The sequence below is a fragment of the Bacillus sp. S/N-304-OC-R1 genome (assembly GCF_019749375.1).
Lineage (GTDB): Bacteria > Bacillota > Bacilli > Bacillales > Cytobacillaceae > Cytobacillus.
Genome location: NZ_JACWFE010000004.1, coordinates 178,977 through 201,747, shown reverse-complemented (window position 1 = coordinate 201,747; position 22,771 = coordinate 178,977). Strand labels below are relative to the sequence as shown.

The following is a 22,771-nucleotide window of genomic DNA, read 5'->3' as shown; positions in this document are numbered from 1 at the left end:
GTCTCTTCTTCATCTAATGGATGTATCTGCAGTTGCTGAATTCCCTTGTTTGAGGAAAAGAGAAAATACCTTTTGACAATGTGGGATCGATATTCCTAGTATGGGTCCTAATCCAAAAGCAATAAGCACCGTACCTATTCCGACAGGTCCCCCTAATAGCCAGCCGATAAGAAAAATGAATATTTCTATCCCATTTCGCACCCATGGGATGCTCCAGCCCGTTTTTTCAATAATCAGTAGCATAAAATTGTCTCTTGGTCCGGCTCCAAGATCTGCTGAAACATATAAGCCAATTCCATAGCCTAGAAAAATAACACCGAGTACATACACCACGGATTCTCCTATTAAACTATCAACTGGCGGAAGCAGCCAATTGAATAAATCAATGAATAATCCAAGAAACAACATATTACAAAGTGCTCCTAATCGGGGCCATTCCTTTTTGATAACGGAACTAATCAACAAAAGAATACATCCGCTTATAATCGACCAAGAACCAATAGTGAGACCAAATTTAAGAAATAACCCGTAATGAAAAACATCCCACGGCCCAATACCTAAATTCTTCCCTTTTATGGTTAATGAAATCCCAAACGCTAAAATCATTAATCCAACAATAAAAAATGACCAGCGCAGAAACCATTCTTTTCTCATCAATAGTGCTCCTTCTTCTTATAGAATGCTATATTAATATACCATAAGAATGAAGGAGAAAGTCTTTTTCCCCGCGCAATTTCTTTTATCTATATAGGAAATAAACGAATAAATGTCGTTCCAGAGAGTAAGATAAACATTATCTGACTTTTTATGGAGGGTTTAGTATGAATTGGGCGGATTTGTTGATAATATCAGGATTTGTCATTCTATTTCTTGTGATTGCTGGGTTTGTGATTTTTCTCGGATATTTGCTTGTGTTTGATCGCAACCAAAAGATGCATTCGATTTTAAGAAATTATCCTGTCCTTGGCAGGGTCCGCTATTTTTTCGAAAAAATTGGTCCGGAAATGCGGCAATATTGGTTCAATAGCGATACGGAAGGAAAGCCGTTTTCTAGAGATGAATATGAGCATATCGTAAAAGGCGCCAAATATTTGCGCGATGTTGTCGGATTTGGATCGAAACGGGATTTTGATGACGAGGGTCTCTATGTACGCAATGATATGTTCCCTAAATTAGCAGAAGAAATGAAGATGGATCGGGACACCACAGTCACAACGAAAAGGTATATCTTAGTGAAAGATCCGCTGTTTTCACAAAGGGAAGAAAAATGGGAGGATGAAGAATCTACTGCCTATTTACTGCATGACGATGATGCAGTTGTCATCGGTCCGAACACAAAGCATCCATTCGTGCTAAAGGGCTTGATCGGCATGTCTGCGATGAGTTATGGTTCATTAGGGAAAAATGCCATTACTGCACTTTCAAACGGATTAGGTCTTGCGAAAGGAACGTGGATGAATACAGGTGAAGGCGGCCTCTCCCCTTATCATTTAGATGGCGGAGTCGATATTATCATGCAAATTGGCCCAGCGATGTTCGGAGTGCGTGATGCAAACGGAGAGATGGACTGGGAAGAATTAAAGCGAAAAAGTGAGATTCCGCAAATAAAGGCTTTCGAAATCAAGCTTGCTCAAGGTGCCAAAACACGCGGCGGTCATATTGATGCCGAAAAGGTTAATCCAGAAATTGCCGCAATCCGAAAAGTGGAGCCATACAAATCCATCGATAGTCCAAACCGATTTATTCAGTATAGTGATGTCGTTTCCATGTGTGATTTTATTGAAAAGATTCGAAATCAGACCGGTAAACCAGTAGGATTGAAGTTAGTTGTCGGCGGAACAGATAGTGTAGAAGAGCTCGCCAAATATATGAAGGAAACCGGAAAAGGTCCAGATTTCATTACTGTGGATGGCGGTGAAGGCGGAACCGGTGCCTCCTATCAAGAGCTAATCGATAGCGTTGGATTGCCCATTAAATCTGCCCTCCCTATTCTCGTTTCGACACTCAAAAAATACGGTGTTCGTGATCGGGTAAAAATTATTGCATCTGGCAAGCTATTCACCCCTGACCGGATTGCCGTTGCCTTAGCAATGGGAGCTGATCTCGTAAATATTGCCCGCGGATTTATGATTGCAGTCGGATGTATCCAAACATTGAAATGTCATTCAAACGCTTGTCCAGTCGGGGTGGCAACAACAGATCCTGATTTGCAAAAGGCTCTGGTCATTGATGAGAAAAAATATAGAGTTGTCAATTTCCTCGTCAATTTAAGAAAGGGTCTTTTTCGAATATCGGCAGCCGCCGGGATCGATTCCCCTGTTCACTTTCAGCCAAGGCATATTATGTATAAGGATGAAAAAGGGATTGTGACTCCATTAGAAACTATTATTAGAGAAATGCAGGAGCATATAAAGTCAACTGTCAGTTAATCTGTGTACCATGGAAGGATCCCTGACTTTGGGAGGGATCCTAACTTTTTTTAAAAACTTAACTAAAGGTACTCTCGAGTGGAGCACACCTGTGGAAAAAAGTCATTCAAATATTTTTACATTCTGGTTTATTTTCAGGAGCGATGTTACTTGGACATATTTTTTCGTACATTCATCGTGTTTATAGCTGGGTATTTATTTTTACGATTGACAGGCAAAAAAGCTGTTTCACAAATGCACTCATTTGATTTATTGTATATTTTTGTCCTAACTAATATTATCAGTACGCCTATTGAGGATAGTCATATCGGCAAAGCGGTCATTTATGCAGGAATAACTGTCATTTTATATAGAATTTTTATTCGTCTAACTATACATAATAAATTTAGATGGATTTTATATGAGACCCCTACAGTTTTAATTAGTAATGGGGATATTGATCGAAAAGGATTAAAAAAGGTCCGAATGCCTATCAATGAATTATTAGCACATTTAAGAATACAAGGATACACGAATACCCAAAACATTGCGCTAGCTGTCATGGAGGAAACAGGGAGTATAAGCGTCATCCCAAAGGCAGAATACAGACCTGTGCAACCTAGTGATCTGCAATTAAAAGTAAAGAGAGAGTATATTCCTATTCCATTGATCATGGATGGGCAAATTATTTATCATAACTTAAAATATTTGCAGCTTGATCAAGATTGGCTCATGAGCGAAGTCCAAAAAACGGGTGGAAAAATAAAGGACATTACACTGGCCACCTTTCTTGAAAACGGGAAGGTATTCATTGATGATAATCGGCTTTCAGATCAAAATCATGACCTTTATTCCTATAAGCCCGGTAATGATAATTGATTAATTCGACTAGTTGTCTAAGTGGAGGAATCCCTCACCTGTGTGAGGGATTTCATCTTAATTAAGCAACTTTAATTGCTTTTCCAAATGGCACCCTAGGTAAAAACGAACCAGGGACTAGCCAAAACAATTCATAGCCGACCTCAGTGATCTCGTCTGTTATAAAACCAGTTACATCAGTAATATAAAACAACGTGTCCACCTTATTCTCCTCTGCCCATTCGAGAACTAATGTATAGGATGATTTCCCATGTGTATAGTACTGAATAGAGTCACTCTTTACGGGAATAATACTTCTGATTTTAAAATCCGCTTGAACTAATAAGGCATCAGGCTTCACATGTTCAAATAATTTCACAATGTTATTAATTAATACCTTTGGTGCTTCATTTGTGGATGTGTCTACCGCAATCGCTACTTTTTTATCTTGGCGCTGCTGCAGCATGGACAAAAGCATTCTATGCCATTTCAAACGAACCAGCTCCCTTCGTCATAACCAAAGGATCTCCCAAGCATTGATGGGACCATCTTATTTTGGGTTATAACGAGGAGAGTTATAATGGGAAGATTAAGGTAAAATAAAATCTCGATTTTCTTCGGTATTAACCCGTAACTATTTTCGAAATTCACGATTAATAATAGTTTGCAATCTATTCGCAACCCATTCAATGTCATATCCGATTTCGTCTAGAATAACTGTATTGAATATTTCCTCCAGACCGATGCGAAGCATGTAGCAATAAATTTTTTCTTTGGATTCTTGAGTATTCAAATATTTATTGGTAATCCTTTGTATGAGTGGCTGAAGCTTATCCTCATTCCAAAACAAAATATTCGCTTTGTCATATAGATGATCTCCATACATAGAAAGGCTCCAATCGATCACCCCAGCAATTTTTCCATCTTTAGCTAATAAATTAAACGATCCTAAATCGCCGTGAACTAAATATTTTTTACTTAATGAAACATTTTTAATATGGGATTTCAATTCTTTAATCGCCTGATCGACGACATCCGAATTTAAGCCCTTCTTTTCTAATGCAGTCCAATCATATATTTCCTTGTTATACACTGCTTTTATATAGTCCTCCCAGGTTGGATAACCCGCATGCCCTGTATGGTCAAATCTGCCATACCCATTCTGTCCGGTAATTTCAATTCCTTCTAATAAATCAAGAGTTTTTATTACATCTGAGCATACATCGAGGATTTCCTGGCTATTTAAATCGAATAATTTACTTCCTTCAATATATCTAGAAATTGAATAAACGTCCCCACTTTCCGGTACGTGTATATCCAACACTTCCCTTAAAGGAAGAAATTGATTAAAGCAGTGATATACCCATCTCTCTTTTTCATACACTTCAGGACGATTCCCTACTTGAAAAATAAAGTATTCGTTATTTGACTGGAACGAGTATGTTTGTGAGACAAGACCACCATTTAGTTCCTTGAAATGACTAGCTAAAGGATAATGCTTTCTTATCATGCTTTGAATTTCCAATTGGGTTAGCTTTTTAGCCATGACCGTCACTCCTTTGAAAAAAATTTTGCCTAATAATAATTCATCTAAGGAAAGTTGGTAGATATGGCTTAGCTTAATAATTGATTCTATGTCGGGGAAGTTTTTCCCGACCTCCCAATTAGAAAGTGTCTGCCTAGTAATATTCATTTTTTCAGCAATTTGCTCCTGGGTAAATCCCGTTTTTTTCCTTCGTAGTTTTAGCTTTTCGCCAATGTTCATAACCTTCCCTCCTTATTTAAATTTTCCCATAATTCATACAAAAAGCTAGCAAGCATTCCTTGCTTTTTGATATATGGACAAAAGACCGGTCCACTATTCCACGAATATTAATAGATATCTGATTCAGAAAAACCACCTAAAGCACCAAATAATGTAAATTATTCATAAATGCTCTTTTTCTATGGTATACTTATTAATTAGATTAATAGCTAATATCAATTACATAAAATGCCAGAAAAAGAGGAGGATTTTTGTGAGACGATTTGCCTTATTATTGCTGATCCTTATTCCATTTGTCCTTTCCGCATGCAGCAATGACAAGGAGATAGAAACATCCACTCCGATTATTACAAAAGAAGATCACCAGCAGGAACAAGAACAGGCGCAAAAACAGGATGAAATTTTAGCCCATTTAAAGAATTTTAATTTAGAAGTCTCCGAGGAAAGCTTACTATTCTTGCCACCAGGAAAACTCATGAGTGACCTTTCGTATGAAAAGGACGTTGAAGACATTGGTTTCGATACACCAACAATGGAACGAGCTCTTCAGAACAAACTGACACCCGAGCTTGAAAAATTAACGAAGGAAACAACAAATACGGAAGAAATCAAGAAAGGCCTCTTGTCTTTACTTGCCAGTCCACACTATAAAGAAGTCATCGAAAAAGCGAAAGCCTATGAACCAGAGTTTGAGGAGCCGTACTTGCCGGATCCTACACTTGCCGAGGGCACTGAGGAGAAAAATTCAACAGAAAAAACCATCATTCTACTTGATGCCAGTTCAAGTATGCTCCTTACAACTGAAGGAAAAGTCAAAATGGATATTGCTAAAGAGGCTGTAAAGAGCTTCGCACAGACGATTGGACAAACGAGTGAAGTGTCTCTTGTAGTATATGGCCATAAAGGCTCTGAATCAGCAGCTGATAAGGAAATATCCTGTAAAGGAATAGAGGAAATCTACCCGATGGGGAAGTATTCCAAAGAGCAATTTCATGGAGCAGTCGATTCCTTTGAAAGCAAAGGCTGGACTCCCCTAGCTGGCGCCATCGAAAAAGCGGCAGAAATGAGCAGCAGCTATGATGGTGTAACAACGATTTACATTGTCAGCGATGGTGCTGAAACATGTGACGGCGATCCAGTTCAAGCTAGTAAAGACCTTGTTCAACAAAACAGCGGCAATAAAGTGAATATTATCGGCTTTGATGTAGACAGTAAAACCGAAAACCAATTAAAGGCAGTTGCCGAAGCAGGCAATGGGGAATATTTCAGAGCAGACAATCCAGAAGAATTAAAAAATACGATTCAATATAAGTGGCTGCCCTCTACTCTGGATCTTGCCTTTGCCTTTACTATGTCACCAGACGGATGGGAAATGGTCGCCGAGTATAAAAAAGGCGAAGAATACCCACTTCTATTAAGAAATATCGGCAGAAGCGAGTCACATCGAATCCTCGATGCAATTAAGATTATGGCAGAAAATGAGTGGATTACACCTGATCAAGAATCAGAGCTAAGAAACTGGGCACATGAGCGTAATGAAGAATTACGAGACCTCTACTACGCCATCTATAAGACCAATCGAGAAAAAGCAGATGCCAAAAGCCAAGAAATCAAACAAAGAGTTGACGAATGGGTCGAGAAGATGAAGGAATTGAAAAAAGAGCGAGGGGATACTTGGTAATGGGGAAGCCGGTTCGTGATAATTGAACCGGCTTTTTCTATTGTCATAAAATAGGAAACATCTGTCCTCTATTTACGTGAATAATAGAATCATGAAAATCGAAAAAACGGCTTCTAATATCACTTGAATCCTTTTATGGTTAAATGACAGAAGAGGTAGTTAGTTTAATTCAGATGCTATTGCCCTTCCAGCTGTTCTTCCGGTAAACAAGCAGCCACCCAGGAATGTTCCTTCCAATGCCCGATAGCCATGGACACCGCCACCTCCAAATCCGGCAGCTTCACCGGCTGTATAAAGTCCTCTGATTACATCCCCTGTTTGACTAAGCACCCGCCCCGATAAATCTGTTTGAAGACCTCCCAAAGTTTTTCGACTCAAAATATTTAAACGTACGGCAATGAGAGGGCCGTTTTGCGGGTCCAGTATTTTATGTGGCTTTGCCACCCGAATAAGCTTGTCACCTATATAGTTCCTTGCGCCTCGCAAAGCTGTTACTTGGAGGTCTTTTGTAAATTTATTATCCATCTCTCGGTCTCTTGCGTTCAGCTGCCTTTTGATTTGAGCCACGTCTAATAATTGATTGCCTGTCAGTTTGTTCATTCCCGCGACAAGTTCCTCTAGATTATCTGCGATGATAAAGTCTTCACCTTTGTCCATAAAGGCCTGTACAGGTGCAGGAATACCAGAAAGTGCCCGACCTATCACTTGCCGGATACTTTTACCTGTAAGATCAGGGTTTTGTTCAGAACCTGAAAGAGCAAATTCTTTTGCAATGATTTTCTTTGTAAGAATAAACCATGAATAATCATACCCTGTTTTCATTATGGCTTCCAAAGTGCCTAAAGTATCGAATCCTGGGAAATTAGGAGCAGGAAATCTCTTTCCCACCGCATCTAGCCAGATAGACGAAGGTCCTGGTAGAATCCTAATTCCATGATGACTCCAGATGGGATTCCAGTTTTTAATTCCTTCTGTATAGTGCCACATCCGATCCCGATTAACAATTCTTCCTCCAGCTGCTTCTGTAATGCCTAGCATACGGCCGTCCACATGTGCCGGCACCCCCGAAATCATGTTTTTAGGCGCATTCCCTAACCGGCTTGGCCAATTTTTGCGAACGAGTTCTAGATTTGCCCCAATTCCTCCGCTTGAAACAAGAACTGCCTGTCCTCGATATTCAAATTCACCAATCACTTCTCTGTTGCTGTCTTCTCCTCGCATAGCAGAGCTCTCTTTCAGTACTGATCCGGATACACCCACAATGGCGCCATTTTCTTGGAGCAGATGATCAACACGATGCCGCGGACGATAATCAACCATGCCATTTTTAATGTGCTCACGTACCCGCCGCTCAAATGGAGCTACAATTCCCGGTCCAGTTCCCCAGACAACATGGAACCTCGGAACTGAGTTTCCATGGCCATCAGCTAAGTACCCCCCTCTTTCAGCCCATCCGACTACTGGAAAAAAACGAACGCCCATATCATACAGCCATGCCCGTTTCTCGCCGGAAGCAAAATCGACATATGCCTCCGCCCATTTGCGTGCCCAATAGTCTTCATCCTCTTCCCTGTCAAACCCTGCCGTTCCGAGCCAATCCTGCCATGCTAATTCCTTGGAGTCACTAATGCCCAGCAGCCGCTGCTCTGGCGAATCCACCAAAAACAAGCCTCCAAAAGACCACCATGCTTGTCCCCCAAATGAAGCTTCGGGCTCCTGATCCAAAAGCAGCACCTTCTTGCCGGCATCCGCTATTTCTGCTGTAGCCACTAAACCGGCGAGCCCGGCTCCAATTACGATTACGTCAAATTCCACCAGAAAGGCCTCCTTAAATGATCTAGTTTGAACTTAATGGCATATCACCTATTAATTATAAGTTAATTTTTTGAAAATTGTATACATTATAATCTCCCAATGTCACATTATCGAGTGCCTAATCAATATGAAAATAGTAAATTTAGAGAATAATAATGAGTGGAAAATAACGATGAAACCTAAGATTCATTAAGAACGTATGGATATTAGGAAATTCATTTAAGAGGGCCCGTTCATATCAGTTTGAGAACCAGATTAAGCCCCAATCTGAGAAATAAGCGGAAAAGTTCCGGCTAATTAGAACCTTATTAAAAAATACGCTTAAATAGATGGAGAAATTCCGCCTATCACCTCAAAAATTGAAAAAATGGTGGATTTTTCTTTGCATAACCGGAAAACTTCCCCTTATTTATCCCGAAACTAGCTCTTATTCTACATTTAACCGGAAAATACACCCTTATTTAACTTTTTTCGGTTATTTAATTAAAGAAAAGACATTTTTAGAGCTTAAGTAAAGTACCTGACCCTCATCAGTTTAATGCACTAAGGGATAGGAATTAAGAGGAACAATCCGCTTGTGGTGAGCATTTAGAGGAATAAGAAATGAAATAATAAAAATAAATTCAGCTAAATGAATACTCTAAAAAGGATGTATGTTTTTTTGCTTCAACTCTCCAATGTTTGCTTCATTAGAGGTAACTGAGCCCTATCCGGTCACCCTTGATAGGCAAGGGCTCAGTTATTGTTTTTTATTTTGCCATCGCTTTGACAATTTCAACGGCAAACTCTGCACCGTATTTTCCTGCAGTTTCTAGGTCTTCAATTTTATCTCCAGAAACCTCAGAATTCGAAACAGTTCTAATAGATAGGTATGGAATGTTAAATCCTCTTGCCACTTGAGCTACAGATGCAGCTTCCATTTCTTCAACACTAGTACCAGCATTTTCGTGGAACCACTGAATTCGGTCAATTTCTCTGTTCCAGAAATCTGCACTGCCGACTTTTCCTTCTACTACTTTTCCATGCTTATATTTATTGGCTACGCTTAATGCAACCTTAACTAGCTCAGGATTGCTCGTAAAGGACTCAACTTCCTGCTTTTCGCCATTTTCGTCTCTCATTCCTGTTGTCATGAACTTCCATGATTCCGGCTTCATCCCTTGCTCATCATCTAAATGCTCTGAACGTAAATTTCCGATATTCATAACCTCCGTGCCAATGACGGTATCAAACACATGAAGATCTGGATCATGTCCTCCAGCTGTTCCTTGATTAATAATTGCCTTTGGATGATAGTTTTCAATCAGAAGAGTTGTAGAAGCAGCCGCATGGACCATCCCAATTTCCGTTCTTGAAACCACAACAGGAGTTTCTTCAATTTCGCCTACATAATATGTATAATTTCCGTGTTTTTCTTCCTGATAATCCTTCATAGCATCAAGAATGGCGGAAACCTCCATATCCATTGCTCCTTGGATCGCTATTGGCTGTACGACTTCCTTCTGCTGTGCCTCGGCTTTATTTTTAGAATCTCCATTCGTTGATGAACATCCTGAAAGCATGGCAACACTAAGTAAAATAGCCCCATAGATCTTGCGTTTTTTCATATTTAGCACCCTCCGTCGTTGTAAAAGTGAACATTATTTTTATTTATTTAATTAATGTTCGTGTTTTAGAGGTTACTATAATAAAAGACATGTTTCAAGGGAAACTATTAATAAAATAATTTTCTGTTTATTGGAAGCGTTTGAATATAAAGGATGATCACTTTGTTCAGGCACATCTTTTTAAAGATATGATCTATAATACTTTGATTTCATTGAGCGACTTAACCATTTTCATTAAGAATTTCATTAAAAATATCAAATCCAAAATGCCTGTATTCCTGTCGTTTAATAACCAACATATTTGCATAAACAACGGAATAAAAATATCCTTCAAATGTTGATTGAATCTCCCCCGCCTTTTGCATAAAGACAGTTTGTTTAAACGCACTGACAACGATTTCAATAACCTCTTCCAAAGGTTTTTCCAGTTTGCTTTTTCGATAAGCGTTCAATGCACGCTGCCACAGTTTATAAATGTCAATGGCATAGAAAAATGGCGAGGCAGTCTCACTAAACTTTGGATGAACGAATTCAGGCAGGAAACTAATATCTAGCTGCTTATTTGTATCCATTTTGTCGAGTATCTTTACGTTCTTTTCGTTATGTTTATTCTCACAGAGTGAATGATGTTTTTTCTCTGTTTTAATAGGAGTGACAGATGGAGTGACATCTTGGGGTGACATATTATTTTTTTGCTCTTCAACAGTTGGGAATGTTTGAATGACAAGCAAATTCACACCTTGTTTCCCATTCATTTTCGCCGTGGCAATTTTCTTTAGGAGACCTAGATTTTCAAGTTTTTGAACAGCCCGAATAACTGTCCTTCGGGAAAGCTGAACAGCTTCGGCAATCGTATCGTATTTGGCAAATGACACACCTACCACTTTAACAGAATGCCTCCAAATAAATTGTAGAACCTTCAATGCACCTTCTGAAAAGGACGATTTATGTACGTATAAAAAGCCACGAACCGCTTTGTCCATTTCTTCCAAATTTGCAAAAGATTGATACCTTTGAATCGTTTCATAATTTAATTTTTCCATTTTCATAGCCTTTCGTTCGTGCACTATCCATTTATTCCTAGGTAGCTCTACATTAGTACAAATATCGATAATAGGAAATTAGCTAAAAAAGAACATAAACACGTTTTTTTTAATCAAAAGTCCTTTTTGGAGGCAAAATGAGGGGTAAAAATGCGATTTTGGGGCTCAAAATGGAACTTTGATAGAAAAAGAGAGATTCATACTGATGATTTTTTTGAGACTGACTATAACAAGTCAGTCTCTGATTCAACGAATAGATATCTTGGTAATGGTTGAAGTCACTTGTTTGAGGGATAGTGAAAAAAATTTTTTCATTTAGGGTTTGAAATTCCAGGTGTTGGCCCTAATACAGCTTCTGCACATCGGACACTACTCCATTGCAGTTTGATATTTACAGCTAACCTTTCCATTTTTTTACCGATCGTACCCTATAAATAATCTCGTCTAGATACAAAAAATCCGACTGCAAATTACTGCAATCGGATATTATTCTTAGAAAAACTAATAACATACTTTATGTTTTACTACCTCTTCGTTTCAGCCGCCCACATACTTTCAAGCCATTTATCAAAGTCAGGTCCTTTATCACCTTCGTACGTATCATATACATCAAGTCTCATCTTTTTTAATTTCTCTTTGAATTCTTCGTAGCTATGTCCTTCTGGCAAACTCTTCTTAATTCTTACCAGGATTTTTGCTACACCTTTAATCAAGTCGCCTTTTTTCCTAGGTGGCAATTGAACTTCTTCACCAATCTTTTTCAGCTGGCGGTATGCCCCTTCTTGCACTTTAAACACGGCATCATTATTCATTGTTCGCTTTAATAAATCGATTATTTTTTGGTTTTTCCACTGCCCTAATTCTTCTACTGCATCTAAACGTTCTCTCCAATTAGATGCTCGGGTCGCATGTTTTTTTAATTCCTCATAATTTTCCGGCAGCTCATTTTTTTCATTAAGATTTTTCAATCGTTCCAATCCCTTCTATGGCAGTACTTTTGATTAAATGAAATTATTATTGGCAAGTCCATAACCTTTTCCTAATGACTTGACTGACTATTGCATTTTAATCGGCTTAAAAGTTTCCAATAACATATCATAACATAAGTTGGATGTATAATGCGAAAATGGGAGAGGTTCTATACCTAACCATATATTTACATTTGACTTATGATCTACAATACTTGCACTTCAAAAATGTCTTAACCATTTCCATTAAGAATTTTGCTAAAAATATCAAATCCAAAATGCCTATATTCCTTCCTCTTTGTAACCACCAAATTCGCATAAACAACGGAATAAAAATATCCTTCAAATGTGGTATGAATCTCCCTTGCCTTTTGCATAAAGACAGTTTGTTTAAACGCACTAATGATGATTTCAATAACCTCTTCCAAAGGTTTTTCGAGTTTGCTTTTTCGATAGGCGGTCATGGCACGCTGCCACAGTTTATAAATGTCAATTGGATAGAAAAATGGCGAAGCAGTCTCACTAAACTTTGGATGAACAGATTCAGGCAGGAAACTGATATCTAGCTCCTTCTTTGTATCCATTTTGTCGGGTATCTTTACGTTCTTTTCGTTATGTTTATTCTCACAGAGTGAATGATGTTTTTTCTCTGTTTTAATAGGAGTGACAGATGGAGTGACATCTTGGGGTGAAATATTATTTTTTTGCTCCTCAACAGTTTGAAACGGTTGAATGACCAGTAAATTAACACCTTGTTTCCCATTCATTTTCGCCGTTTCGATTTTCATAAAAAGCCTAGATTTTCAAGTTTTTGAACAGCCCGAATAACGGTCCTTCGAGAAAGCTTAACAGCTTCGGCAATCGTATCGTATTTGGCAAATGAAACGCCAACTACTTTAACAGAATGTCTCCAGATAAACTGGAGAACCTTCAATGCACCTTCTGAAAAGGACGATTTATGTCATATAAAAAGCCGCGAACCGCTTTATCCATTTCTTCCACATCCACAAAGGATTGATACCTTTGAATCGTTTCATAATTTAATTTTTCCATTTTCATAGCCTTTCGATCGTGCACGATCCATATATCCTAGGTAGATCTACATTAGTATAAATATCGATAATATGAAATTAGCTAAAAAGGAACATAAACACGTATTTTCTAGTCAAAAGTCCTTTTTTTTGGAGGCAAATTGAGGGTAAAAATGCGATTTTGGGGCTCAAATTGGAACATTGGTAAAAAAATAAAGATCTTACTGATGTTTTGTGAGACTGACTGTGACAAGTCAGTCTCTGATTCATCGATTCGGTGTGCTTGGTCAATCTCTTTTTAATTGTAGTTGCGAACATTATAGGTAATAGTTATTTTTTAACTCTAATTAAGTTGTATTTGAATAATAGTGTCATCCCTATATTCATTAGAAAATGTGCAGCAAATGGTACTAGGATATTGTTTGTTTCAAAATATATCCATCCAAAAACCAAACTAGGAATGGTAATATTTATTAACATTATTGGCTTTTTGAAGTAATGAATATGCATCCCTAAGAACAGTAAAGTAGTTGATATTATTGCAATCCATTGATGTCCGATAAATATGTAAAATGAATTTTGAATAATTCCCCTAAACAAAAGCTCCTCAAATAACGCTCCTAAAAACATAAAGCCAAAAATACTTATGAAGGAACAGGTTTGATAATTTTGGTTTGTATCTTCAATATATTTAGAAGGAATGCAAAAGGTTAAAATTACACCAAACAAAAGTAGACTTAATGAAGCGATGATTATACTCTTTATTATTCTGACTGGCTTATCGAATGATAAGAAGTTTTGTATTGTGACTACATCATAAACAATAAGAGCAAAAATAACAGCCACGCAAATTAATGTAAAAGATGAGAACACCAATATAGCATCTTTTGGATTGAAATCCCTTTTTTTATTTTTAGTTTTTTCTTTCAAATTCTTTATATCTTCCCTTCTCTCTTGATGATATTAAAAATCTTATATTGCTATATTAACAGTAAATAAAATTCCAACAAGAAATTTTGTTATAAAACACCAATCTTTTTAGAAAATAGGCTTTATATAAATTTACTCAGGATCCATCACTAATAATTACCCATATAGGACAAAATAACTAATATCTATTGTTTTTCAATCACAATCATTTAATAATAGAATAAGAGGAATATATAGGAATAAATGTTAATGAAAGTGAAGTGAATAAAGTGTTAAAAGGGCTTCTTGATAAAATATTTAAACCAACCCAGCAAACATCCCAACAAGAGACTCAGAACATTAGCCAGGCTTATGTAGAGGCAATGATAGATGCAAAACTTAAAGAATATGCAGCCACCATTCAATCTACCAATGAAAATCAGCAACATGAAAAACAGCCAGCCAATGGAGATGAATATAAATTAACAGCCAAGCAAATGGAGTTTGCTCTTTCACTAATTAGCAAAATCAGCAATGAATATAAGCTAGCAATTACCCCTACTGAATTGACTGTAAAAGACTTGAATCGTCTTATTGCCTATCAAAGGTATGGAAATAAAGGAACTCTAATTAACCTAGTAAAAAATGGTGTTTTGAAAAAAGTTTAACCACAAAAAGATATCCCCTGGTTTGGTTTCCAGGGGATTCAAGAATTTAATTATTATAAGGAAGCTTTAAAATAATTTTGGAAATTAGATAGTTCCTATTAAATTCAAGTGAAAAATATCTCAATTGACTACATAGCGCGATGGCCCTTTAAAGACCTCTCTTACATGCCATCCTAGAAATGAATCATTCGGAACATAGTAATGCTGAACAGGATTGCGTACTGGCTGTCCATGATACTTCATAACCCATTCGTCAAAACCATCTCCGCCATTTGCATATTCGGAGACTAGGAATTTTCTTTCGTGGCTTATTGTAAAAATACCACGATCAAACAGCTTATGATGCAAGGAACAAAGTGCAATCCCATTCTCTTCAGTATCTGGTCCCCCAGCCTGGTGCCACTTAATATGAGCTGCCTCAATCCCTACTAAATGATTCCCTAATCGTACGTTGAAACCACAAACTGCACAACGGTATTCATAAGCTTTGAGCACTCGTTCTCTGAACTTTGGATCACGGCTGCTTTTTTTGCTGATCGTAAAATCTAGCCCAATAGAATCAAGAATATCTTCATGCAAGGTTTCTGGGAAGTGAGCATCGAGTACTGTTTGGGCTACTTCCTTCTGTAACTGGATATCATTTTTTAATAGATTATAAATCTCTGTTTTAAAGCCTGCAGAGATTTGTTTATCCATTAGTTGCTTATTCGTGAAGTTATTCGTATTCATTGGCTCTGAAAGGTCCCAGATACCGTCATTCACTAATCTCACAAATGGCTGTTCCGGATGTTATGAACTTCTAAGGGGACCAAATTCTACTAATAGCTCTTTTAGCTTTTCTCTCGCTTTATTATATGGGATAAGGCGGTGACTCTCTTTTTGCAAATTCCTAATTGCATACAAAATCAAGAGAGGTTTATGTGGAGCACGTTGATCCCCTTTTTTCCAAATCGATAATTGATTTAATCGATTAATAAATTCATTCCTATCTATTTTCACCATGCCCCCTCCCCTTTACAACAGAAGATAAAATCACATTAGCTAGTCTTTTCTCCAGACTTCTTCACAGTCTGTCGTTCCATGTTGATTTCATCAAAATATTTCGTATAGTCCGATTCTCCGGAATAGGATAGGCATAGAAACTCCTTCGCCCTTGTCATTCCAATGTATAACAGAGATGCTTCTCGTTCTTTATCATCTTCTAAAGCAAATGGCATGTTGTCAATATTTACAATAAAAACTGCCTGAAAATCTAAACCTTTGCTGCTGTCAATTGTGCTAATTTTTACAGAATCTTCTTCTCTCTCAAACTTCCGCTTGGACTCACTATTTTCAGTTAGCCAGTAATACCTAATGCCCTCCTGATCAAGAGCTCGCTTTAACACATCGATGTAATTCATCTGATAGGTCTTTTTCACCCGATAAAGAATCAGCATTTCAGAAAAAGGAACTTTGTATTGCTCATGAAGCTTTTGAATTTGCCGTACGACAATTTTTGCCTCTTTAAAAAAACTATCCGTTTTGACGATGGCTGGTTCTACACCTTTTCTTCTAGTACTTTGTGGTGCAATAATTTCCCCTTCGTGCTCCTTACTAACAACCTTATTTTTAAGAGCAGAATGCTTTTGATAAAAATCCCAAGCAAATTTCACAATCTGAGCTGTGTTACGATAATTAATGCTTAAGACTTTAGATCGCCCTTGAAAGCTCAGCCCTGTGTCCTGCACATAACTGCGCTTCCGTTTGTAAATGGTTTGTGCCCTATCCTCAACCAATAAGAGGGATTTTGTATCCGGATTCAGCAATTGACTAACAAGTCCGAACCAATCTCCTTGGAAGTCCTGGCCCTCATCTATTAATATAGCATCATACATCGGTAAAATAGCTTGCCCGAGTTCAAGTTTTTCGATCATGGATGGGATCGCATCCTCTGTGATCCTTAAATCATTCTTTAGCCATGCGTGGAAATTACGGACCTGTATATTATGTATCTTTGAATCTAATTGTTTCTCTGCCTTTGAAAAATCAAAATCAAAAAGGCTATCAGGCTCATTCATCATATGATGAATCATTTGCTCAATACTTCGGGCAAGTGAAATATTATAGCATAATATTAAAATCTTCCAATCTGGATGATCCTTTGCCAGCATCTTTGCCCGACTGGCAAGTATTAATGTTTTTCCACTTCCAGCCACTCCGCGAATCAAACGATTTTTATCCCCTATTTGCTTAGCCAGCATTTCTTGATGAAGATCCATTGCTTTAATATCATGCAATGACAAAAGCAGCTGATCTTGGTATGGAACTGGCTGCTTAAATTCAGCACTAATACGTACCTCCGGAAAAAGATGATAACGGATTGCATCCAATTCTTCCTTACCTAATGGAGTTTGCAAACGATAAGGGACAATGAACATATTATAGATTTTTTCAAATAAATTTTCTTCTGAAAAAGCGTCCTTTTCTGGATCAATCTCATCCCGAGTTAAACAAAGGGACGGCTCAATCACAGAATACAGCCCGTTTTCAATAAAGTCCTTCTGATAAAGCCTCGTAAACACTGTTCCAAATCCATAAGGAAACTTTAACTGGAATTGATATTTCCCTTCTAAATGAACCAAATTGCGATCTTTCTTCAATGCATCTACGATATGAAACATATTCTCGCGTGCCTGCTTTAACGGACTTTTCGTTTTCGTCTGCTCCCCTGAAGAAGTAATCAGCGTCCATTCGTCTTGATTAATTTGAAACAATGTATTCTTTGTATAATCTTTTACTTCCAATACTAATAACCCAAGATCCGGGCCAATAATCACAAAATCTGGCCGCTTCCCATGAATCTCAGGTTCATAATAAACGATATAATCATCCGGTAAATATGTTTTCAACGTTCGAAATAGTAGTCTCTCTCCAGTAGTTGCAGTCGATCGAATCGTTTCAGGAATTGTAAAAGCCACTCTATCCACTCACAATCTGAGGTTTTCTTACATTATACTACAAAAGGAGGGGTATTTTTACATATATTGGACAATAAATGACTCTATTAAGAGTCCAAAAAAAGAAAGTTTTTGATGTTTTGATCAAGTGATAGCGATGGTCGGGGTCGAACCGACACATTAGAGTCGTAACTCTTTTTCTTCACCGCACCGGTACATGATAATTCCACGTTCGTTTGACCTGGCTTAAATAGCCTCATCCGACTGAGGTTAATTATAAGGAGAACGTATTTTTATCATTTGGATAATTTCCTACCCTTTTAATTTCCCTTTCGAAACTTGTCCATTTTTCCTCAAAGCTTTTCCGAAAGAACTATCACTTTTTATCAATCCAAGTTCTAAAAACCTCCTGACTCCATCTGCTCCACTTATTAACTCAAATTTATGTTCACAATCAAATTAACAATACACTTTTCCTTTACTACAGCTTTCAGAAATCTTCCTTGTATTCTGTTTTTCAGGATTTTTTCCTTTTAGGCACTCTGATACTTTTTGACGAGATTCATCAAAATGACTTTTCCATTTGAAACCAACCATGTTCTTTTTAATTCGATTTTTGGTTTTTTGGCTTATTTTCTTTCTATTTGAACTTTTCTTTGAAGTTCAATATATTCTCCGAACTTTTTGGTCAATTTATCAAATGGCCACCTGAAGATGAATAAGTCTGATTGTGAAATCCAATACTTTTTACTCCTTTATTTAGTCTTAAATTGTACGATTCCACTGTCATCAAATTCTTCATCAGAATGAGCATAAGCTATAATAATTCGGTCAAAGTACTGTTTCTGAGGGGCTTTCAGAGAAAATTTACTATAACAAGTAATATATCCTATTAATTGTTGCAAAAGAGGAAAATAAAAATCACCTTGATTTTAGAACCTAGGTGATTTCATATGTAAAAAAAATCAATATTTTAATAATCGCAACACAAGGGGCACAAAGGACCTTTTTTCAGTTTATTCAATTATCGTCCCGATAGTTTAGGTAGAAGCTTTCACAACTTTCCAAAACTTAATGATAATTACAATACTAAAAGATGTTGCTCCAGATTTCTGACTAATTACAAAAAGACGCCATCTTATTAAAGAAAAGTATCCATTAGCAATCCATGAAGTTAGGTGCTACGAGCTCAAATCAAATATATTTTAATAACTCTTTTAATTCTTTTGTTATAAAAATTTTCGATTTATAGTTGTCGATATTGCCTAAAATAAATTCTATTGCTTCTTTGCTTCTACCAAATTGCAAATCTAAATTAATTAATCCTAGCAATTCCTTTGTTTGTAGAATACAAGGACTAATTGAGAGCATATTTTTTATTTCTGGTTCGAGTAGGAATTTTAAAAGTTTATTTACTTGTCTGGAATTAAATAACCTTATTATTTCATTGTAGATTGGTTTTGCACCTGGTGAAACACCATTACAATACCACTTTCCATTTCCAACTCTACAAATAAGAATAGTTTTAATTAACTTATCCTCTATATTTGTTAAAATATCTGTCTCTTCAACAATATATTTTTTTATTTGTCTAGCAATAGGTACCTCGTGATGGAAATTATCCCATGCATGGTGCGTATCTAGTAATCTATTCAAAAACTCATTTATTTCTCTGCTTCTCGTACCCTCTGATTTATAATTTATTCCGTTGCATTTATCTAGAAAACTATTACCTAATGAAAGTGTTTCTTCATCAAGATTTACTGAATATTGATCCAATTTAAATCCAATTTCATATTTTTTATTTTCTGGGCTTATCCCCCATACAATTGGAGCTAATTTAAGTATATTAGCACGTACATCTGGAGAGGTATTTTTTTTAGTAAAAATACTAAATAACGTAACTAGAAGATTTCCAGATATTCTTGTATGCTGTCTTTGTAAATTTTCTTGAATTTGTTCTAAACGTGCTTCATCAAGTGTCAAATCTTCATTCTTTAAATTTACTATGAGCTGTTGTACAAATAATGCAGCCTCCGATGGCCTATCGTCAATTACGTCTTTTACACAAGTCTCTAGCCATCCCAAAAGTTCAAGAGTTCTTATAGTTTCACCATTTGGATGTGATGCTCCTATATTATTTCGCATATATAAGATATGTTTTAATTTTTCATGTAAAAGATCCGAAATAAGTTCTAATTTCCTGCATGTATCAATAAGTGTATTATCTTTAATTGAACTTAAGTCTTCAACTGTACTATATGTTTCTCTTAATTCGCCACCTACAGCTGCATCAAAAAATAAATCCAGACCATAAATATTTACTTTCGCTCTTAATGAAACTACAACTTCATTCCATAAATAATTCAAGGCTGCATCATATAATCCAATAGCTGAGCTAGCTACAAATTTAGATAAATAGACTGCATCTCTTTTTGTTTGCGATGAAAGTTCTTGAATAGTTTGAGGCAATACCATACTCATCATCTGTCTCTCCCTATCAGAAGCAATAATTCCTTCATGAGGTAGACCTAACTCCTGTAAATACCTTTCAAAGTTTGTAAAAGGTACTACTTCATGTGAAGTGGTAATTTGTAATTCTCGCCTATTTTCAGACATTTAAATCCCTCTTTTATTTAATGTATTACTTTACCATTTTTACTCACATAGAGACCCTTCTTTATATTAAAATAAAAAAATTCTTTTCAACTAACCTTGCCCGCTACTATATAATTTTAATTCTCATTTTATTAATCTATGCATTAATGCAAAATTCTTTCTTACAAAAATTACACCTAATTGATTAGGTGCAATTGGATAAAATTAACATTTCATTCACTTATGAAGTAATTAAAGTAATTGTTTTTCTAAAATCATCTACAAATCTTTCTTCTCCTAAGTCATTAGTATACTTCCAAAATTTCCATCCATTAGTTGAAGCATCACTTTTTCCCGTAAGGTCTTCCTTAGCTCTATTTGCAGCTAATGACACAGAATACTTCTTACCCATATATAATATTTTTTCAGTATCTCTATCAAACGTAGCTTCAATTCTTTTATTGTAGTAGGTTGCAAATACTTTTATATTTCCAGTAATTCCGGTTAACGGAGCCTGATAAAAATTGTCTAATATTTGTGATTCCTTCTGAATAATATTCTTTTCAATTTTTTCATAAATTTGTTTTGCTCTCGTTTCTACAAAATCAATATAAAAATCGTCATACAAACCTTCAGAAAGTTCAACTGGAATTAGATGATTCACTAAACTTTCCTCAATGTCACTGTTTTTTACTTTTATATCCTTTAAGTACTCAGAAGGTGCTTTTTTGCCTATACGGATATTAGTTAATTTCGGTATTAATGTTCTATTTGCAACGCAATCTATTAAAGAAAGTGAATTTTCATCGTCTTCATAATTCTCTTTTAGATATTGCTTAGGGAAAATGTGATGATCCTCTAATTTGCTATTGAAATTTAATTTGCTTGAATTGTTCCAATCCATTAATCCCTTTGAAGCAAAATTTATAAAGTTTAGGACACCTTTATAAACTGCACTACCTTTTTTAGTTAAAGAAAGAATATCCTCAAAACTACTCATCTGTATTTTCATTTTGTTAAAGTAGCTTTTATCCGGTATTTTTTGATTATTAGCAACTTTCTTTAGAATTGTTGAATCCTGAATTATCACCTCATTAGTTCCTGATGAATATCTCTGTGATAATATAGATGACCAATACCAATAAGTAACAAACCTATGTTGCATTTCATTCATTTGAGAAAAATCATTTCCCTCTAATTCTTTCAAGAAAATAATTAGAGGGATTATCATATTCTCGTACGGCATCCATGACTGGGATAAAATATAATTTTCTTTAAATAGAAAATCGATAACCTTTTTATAATAATTGCATACAGTATCCCAATGATCATTAAAATGATTAAAGTTTAAATTTGTTAATATATATGTGCGATCTACTTCTTTTCCGTTACTAATAATATATGATATAGTTCGTACTATTATTTCTCTATTAAATCTATAATCTGAGATATAATAACTATTTTGTAATTTGTCTATTTCATCTCTTAGATTAAAACCCTTATATAGCTTTGCTGCTAAAATGTCTATAAAGTTTAATTGAACCCCTTTACTGTTACTACGTTCAAAAAATAAAGCGAATTTCTCTGTATTCATATTGAGTAAATAATAAGAAAGTAACTTTTCACTTCCGTATAACTCATTCAATTTCTTTATTACCACTAAGAACTTCCTAAATGCATTCTTTATTTCTATGTCTTCCATACCAGCAAGATAAGTTAAAGAATCAAAGTATTTTTGTTTTATTTCATCTTCAAATAAATCACCTTTTGAAATTTCATATGCATCAGAAAGCTTTATTGAAAGTCGATCCTCATCTTCATGACCAGAAAATTCATGTAAAATTTCTTCTAAGAATCTATCCTTAAATTCTTTTTCTTGAATTTGTTCTCTAAGTTCTTCCTCATTCTTAATAACCACCCAAACGTCATCGATCCCTTTTAAAGCTCTATAAATTGACGTTGCACGTTGCTGGCCATCTAATACTAATCGGAAGTTATTTATTTGCGTTTTTTGTTCAATTTCTTCTTTAGTAAAAAACTTTGTTTCTAATTTCGCTCTACTCCCACTTCCCTTCCTTGGTCGTTTGTCAATCTCTCTAACTGTAATCTCAAAGGAGGGTTTTCCATAAATAATGGAACCGATAAAAATATCTCTTACTAATGAATCAAATAATTCATAAGTTTTACCAATATCCCAAACGAAATCTCGTTGAAATTCTGGCAAAACAACATTTCCCCTATCAATATTATCTACTAAAAATTTGATAGACTCAGTCTGTTGTTGCTGCGGATCAGCCAATTGAAATCCCCCTTCTAATAAAAATTACTAAATAAATTCACACAATTACTTTTATTTCTTTATAAGAAAACATTTTCCAATTACTATTATATAAGTCCTCTCATAAAATTTGAAGGGGTTATAAAGTTAATTAAAACATCCCTATAAATTACAGATTAGGTATGTACAAAAACGCTTGTTTAAGC

At 36.0% G+C, this 22,771-nt stretch carries 18 protein-coding genes and 1 pseudogene; 4 read left to right on the top strand and 15 right to left on the bottom strand.

Going from position 1 to position 22,771, the window contains the following annotated elements; translation table 11 throughout:
- Nucleotides 1-9 precede the first annotated feature (9 nt).
- Nucleotides 10-654, bottom strand: a complete 645-nt coding sequence (locus H0173_RS06055) for a YczE/YyaS/YitT family protein (protein WP_221845450.1) — start codon at nucleotides 652-654, stop codon at nucleotides 10-12.
- A gap of 167 nt (nucleotides 655-821) precedes the next feature.
- Here H0173_RS06055 and H0173_RS06050 point away from each other — a divergent pair, with 167 nt between their 5' ends.
- Nucleotides 822-2,429 (top strand): FMN-binding glutamate synthase family protein, encoded by a 1,608-nt coding sequence (locus H0173_RS06050; protein ID WP_221845449.1) that lies wholly within the window; start codon nucleotides 822-824, stop codon nucleotides 2,427-2,429.
- A 150-nt stretch (nucleotides 2,430-2,579) separates the two neighbouring features.
- Nucleotides 2,580-3,287, top strand: coding sequence for a DUF421 domain-containing protein (locus H0173_RS06045; RefSeq protein ID WP_260631049.1), 708 nt, complete (start codon nucleotides 2,580-2,582; stop codon nucleotides 3,285-3,287).
- A 61-nt stretch (nucleotides 3,288-3,348) separates the two neighbouring features.
- Here the strand turns inward: H0173_RS06045 and H0173_RS06040 are convergent, their stop codons facing one another.
- Both H0173_RS06040 and H0173_RS06035 read right to left on the bottom strand, forming a co-directional pair.
- Nucleotides 3,349-3,759: a vWA domain-containing protein gene (locus tag H0173_RS06040; protein ID WP_221845448.1), complete on the bottom strand. Its 411-nt coding sequence runs from the start codon at nucleotides 3,757-3,759 to the stop codon at nucleotides 3,349-3,351.
- A gap of 141 nt (nucleotides 3,760-3,900) precedes the next feature.
- Nucleotides 3,901-5,031, bottom strand: a complete 1,131-nt coding sequence (locus H0173_RS06035) for a phosphotransferase (protein ID WP_221845447.1) — start codon at nucleotides 5,029-5,031, stop codon at nucleotides 3,901-3,903.
- 253 nt (nucleotides 5,032-5,284) lie between these two features.
- Here H0173_RS06035 and H0173_RS06030 point away from each other — a divergent pair, with 253 nt between their 5' ends.
- Nucleotides 5,285-6,712, top strand: coding sequence for a VWA domain-containing protein (locus H0173_RS06030; RefSeq protein WP_313770610.1), 1,428 nt, complete (start codon nucleotides 5,285-5,287; stop codon nucleotides 6,710-6,712).
- Nucleotides 6,713-6,871: 159 nt separating this feature from the next.
- Here the strand turns inward: H0173_RS06030 and H0173_RS06025 are convergent, their stop codons facing one another.
- From H0173_RS06025 to H0173_RS05990, 8 genes are all read right to left on the bottom strand, one after another.
- Nucleotides 6,872-8,527: an FAD-binding dehydrogenase gene (locus tag H0173_RS06025; RefSeq protein ID WP_221845445.1), complete on the bottom strand. Its 1,656-nt coding sequence runs from the start codon at nucleotides 8,525-8,527 to the stop codon at nucleotides 6,872-6,874.
- A 749-nt stretch (nucleotides 8,528-9,276) separates the two neighbouring features.
- Nucleotides 9,277-10,134 (bottom strand): 5'-methylthioadenosine/S-adenosylhomocysteine nucleosidase, encoded by an 858-nt coding sequence (locus tag H0173_RS06020; protein ID WP_221845444.1) that lies wholly within the window; start codon nucleotides 10,132-10,134, stop codon nucleotides 9,277-9,279.
- Nucleotides 10,135-10,355: 221 nt separating this feature from the next.
- Nucleotides 10,356-11,183: a helix-turn-helix domain-containing protein gene (locus H0173_RS06015; RefSeq protein ID WP_221845443.1), complete on the bottom strand. Its 828-nt coding sequence runs from the start codon at nucleotides 11,181-11,183 to the stop codon at nucleotides 10,356-10,358.
- 518 nt (nucleotides 11,184-11,701) lie between these two features.
- Nucleotides 11,702-12,145 carry a HEAT repeat domain-containing protein gene (locus tag H0173_RS06010; protein ID WP_221845442.1) on the bottom strand — a complete coding sequence of 148 codons (444 nt, stop codon included), beginning with the start codon at nucleotides 12,143-12,145 and terminating at the stop codon, nucleotides 11,702-11,704.
- A 233-nt stretch (nucleotides 12,146-12,378) separates the two neighbouring features.
- A complete protein-coding gene (locus H0173_RS06005) occupies nucleotides 12,379-12,933 on the bottom strand; it encodes a hypothetical protein (protein WP_221845441.1) in 555 nt (184 codons plus the stop codon).
- Nucleotides 12,930-13,079 (bottom strand): helix-turn-helix domain-containing protein, encoded by a 150-nt coding sequence (locus H0173_RS06000; protein WP_221845440.1) that lies wholly within the window; start codon nucleotides 13,077-13,079, stop codon nucleotides 12,930-12,932. The genes H0173_RS06005 and H0173_RS06000 overlap by 4 nt, the downstream gene beginning before the upstream one ends.
- Entirely contained in the window at nucleotides 13,076-13,222 is a 147-nt protein-coding gene (locus tag H0173_RS05995) for a hypothetical protein (protein ID WP_221845439.1), read from the bottom strand. Before H0173_RS05995 ends, H0173_RS06000 begins: the two co-directional genes overlap by 4 nt.
- A gap of 284 nt (nucleotides 13,223-13,506) precedes the next feature.
- Nucleotides 13,507-14,115: a CPBP family intramembrane glutamic endopeptidase gene (locus tag H0173_RS05990; RefSeq protein ID WP_221845679.1), complete on the bottom strand. Its 609-nt coding sequence runs from the start codon at nucleotides 14,113-14,115 to the stop codon at nucleotides 13,507-13,509.
- Between the two features lie 260 nt (nucleotides 14,116-14,375).
- On the opposite strand from H0173_RS05990, the gene H0173_RS05985 reads away from it, so the two are divergent.
- A complete protein-coding gene (locus tag H0173_RS05985) occupies nucleotides 14,376-14,753 on the top strand; it encodes an ABC transporter ATP-binding protein (RefSeq protein WP_221845438.1) in 378 nt (125 codons plus the stop codon).
- Between the two features lie 120 nt (nucleotides 14,754-14,873).
- On the opposite strand, the pseudogene H0173_RS05980 reads toward H0173_RS05985, so the two are convergent.
- The 4 genes and pseudogenes from H0173_RS05980 to H0173_RS05965 form a co-directional block, all read right to left on the bottom strand.
- Nucleotides 14,874-15,746, bottom strand: a pseudogene (locus H0173_RS05980) (phosphorothioated DNA-binding restriction endonuclease).
- Nucleotides 15,747-15,790: 44 nt separating this feature from the next.
- Complete coding sequence (locus H0173_RS05975) at nucleotides 15,791-17,710, bottom strand: 3'-5' exonuclease (RefSeq protein ID WP_221845437.1); 1,920 nt, start codon at nucleotides 17,708-17,710, stop codon at nucleotides 15,791-15,793.
- Nucleotides 17,711-18,883: 1,173 nt separating this feature from the next.
- Nucleotides 18,884-20,308: a hypothetical protein gene (locus H0173_RS05970; protein ID WP_221845436.1), complete on the bottom strand. Its 1,425-nt coding sequence runs from the start codon at nucleotides 20,306-20,308 to the stop codon at nucleotides 18,884-18,886.
- A gap of 220 nt (nucleotides 20,309-20,528) precedes the next feature.
- On the bottom strand, nucleotides 20,529-22,586 hold the full coding sequence (locus H0173_RS05965) for a GmrSD restriction endonuclease domain-containing protein (protein WP_221845435.1): 2,058 nt from the start codon (nucleotides 22,584-22,586) through the stop codon (nucleotides 20,529-20,531).
- Between the last annotated feature and the right edge of the window lie 185 nt (nucleotides 22,587-22,771).

Coding starts and splice junctions, on each gene's coding strand:
- H0173_RS06005 (WP_221845441.1), bottom strand. CDS start 12,933: ATGAAAATCGAAACGGCGAAAATGAATGGGAAACAAGGTGTTAATTTA.
- H0173_RS06055 (WP_221845450.1), bottom strand. CDS start 654: ATGAGAAAAGAATGGTTTCTGCGCTGGTCATTTTTTATTGTTGGATTA.
- H0173_RS06035 (WP_221845447.1), bottom strand. CDS start 5,031: ATGAACATTGGCGAAAAGCTAAAACTACGAAGGAAAAAAACGGGATTT.
- H0173_RS06015 (WP_221845443.1), bottom strand. CDS start 11,183: ATGAAAATGGAAAAATTAAATTATGAAACGATTCAAAGGTATCAATCT.
- H0173_RS06050 (WP_221845449.1), top strand. CDS start 822: ATGAATTGGGCGGATTTGTTGATAATATCAGGATTTGTCATTCTATTT.
- H0173_RS06020 (WP_221845444.1), bottom strand. CDS start 10,134: ATGAAAAAACGCAAGATCTATGGGGCTATTTTACTTAGTGTTGCCATG.
- H0173_RS05970 (WP_221845436.1), bottom strand. CDS start 20,308: ATGTCTGAAAATAGGCGAGAATTACAAATTACCACTTCACATGAAGTA.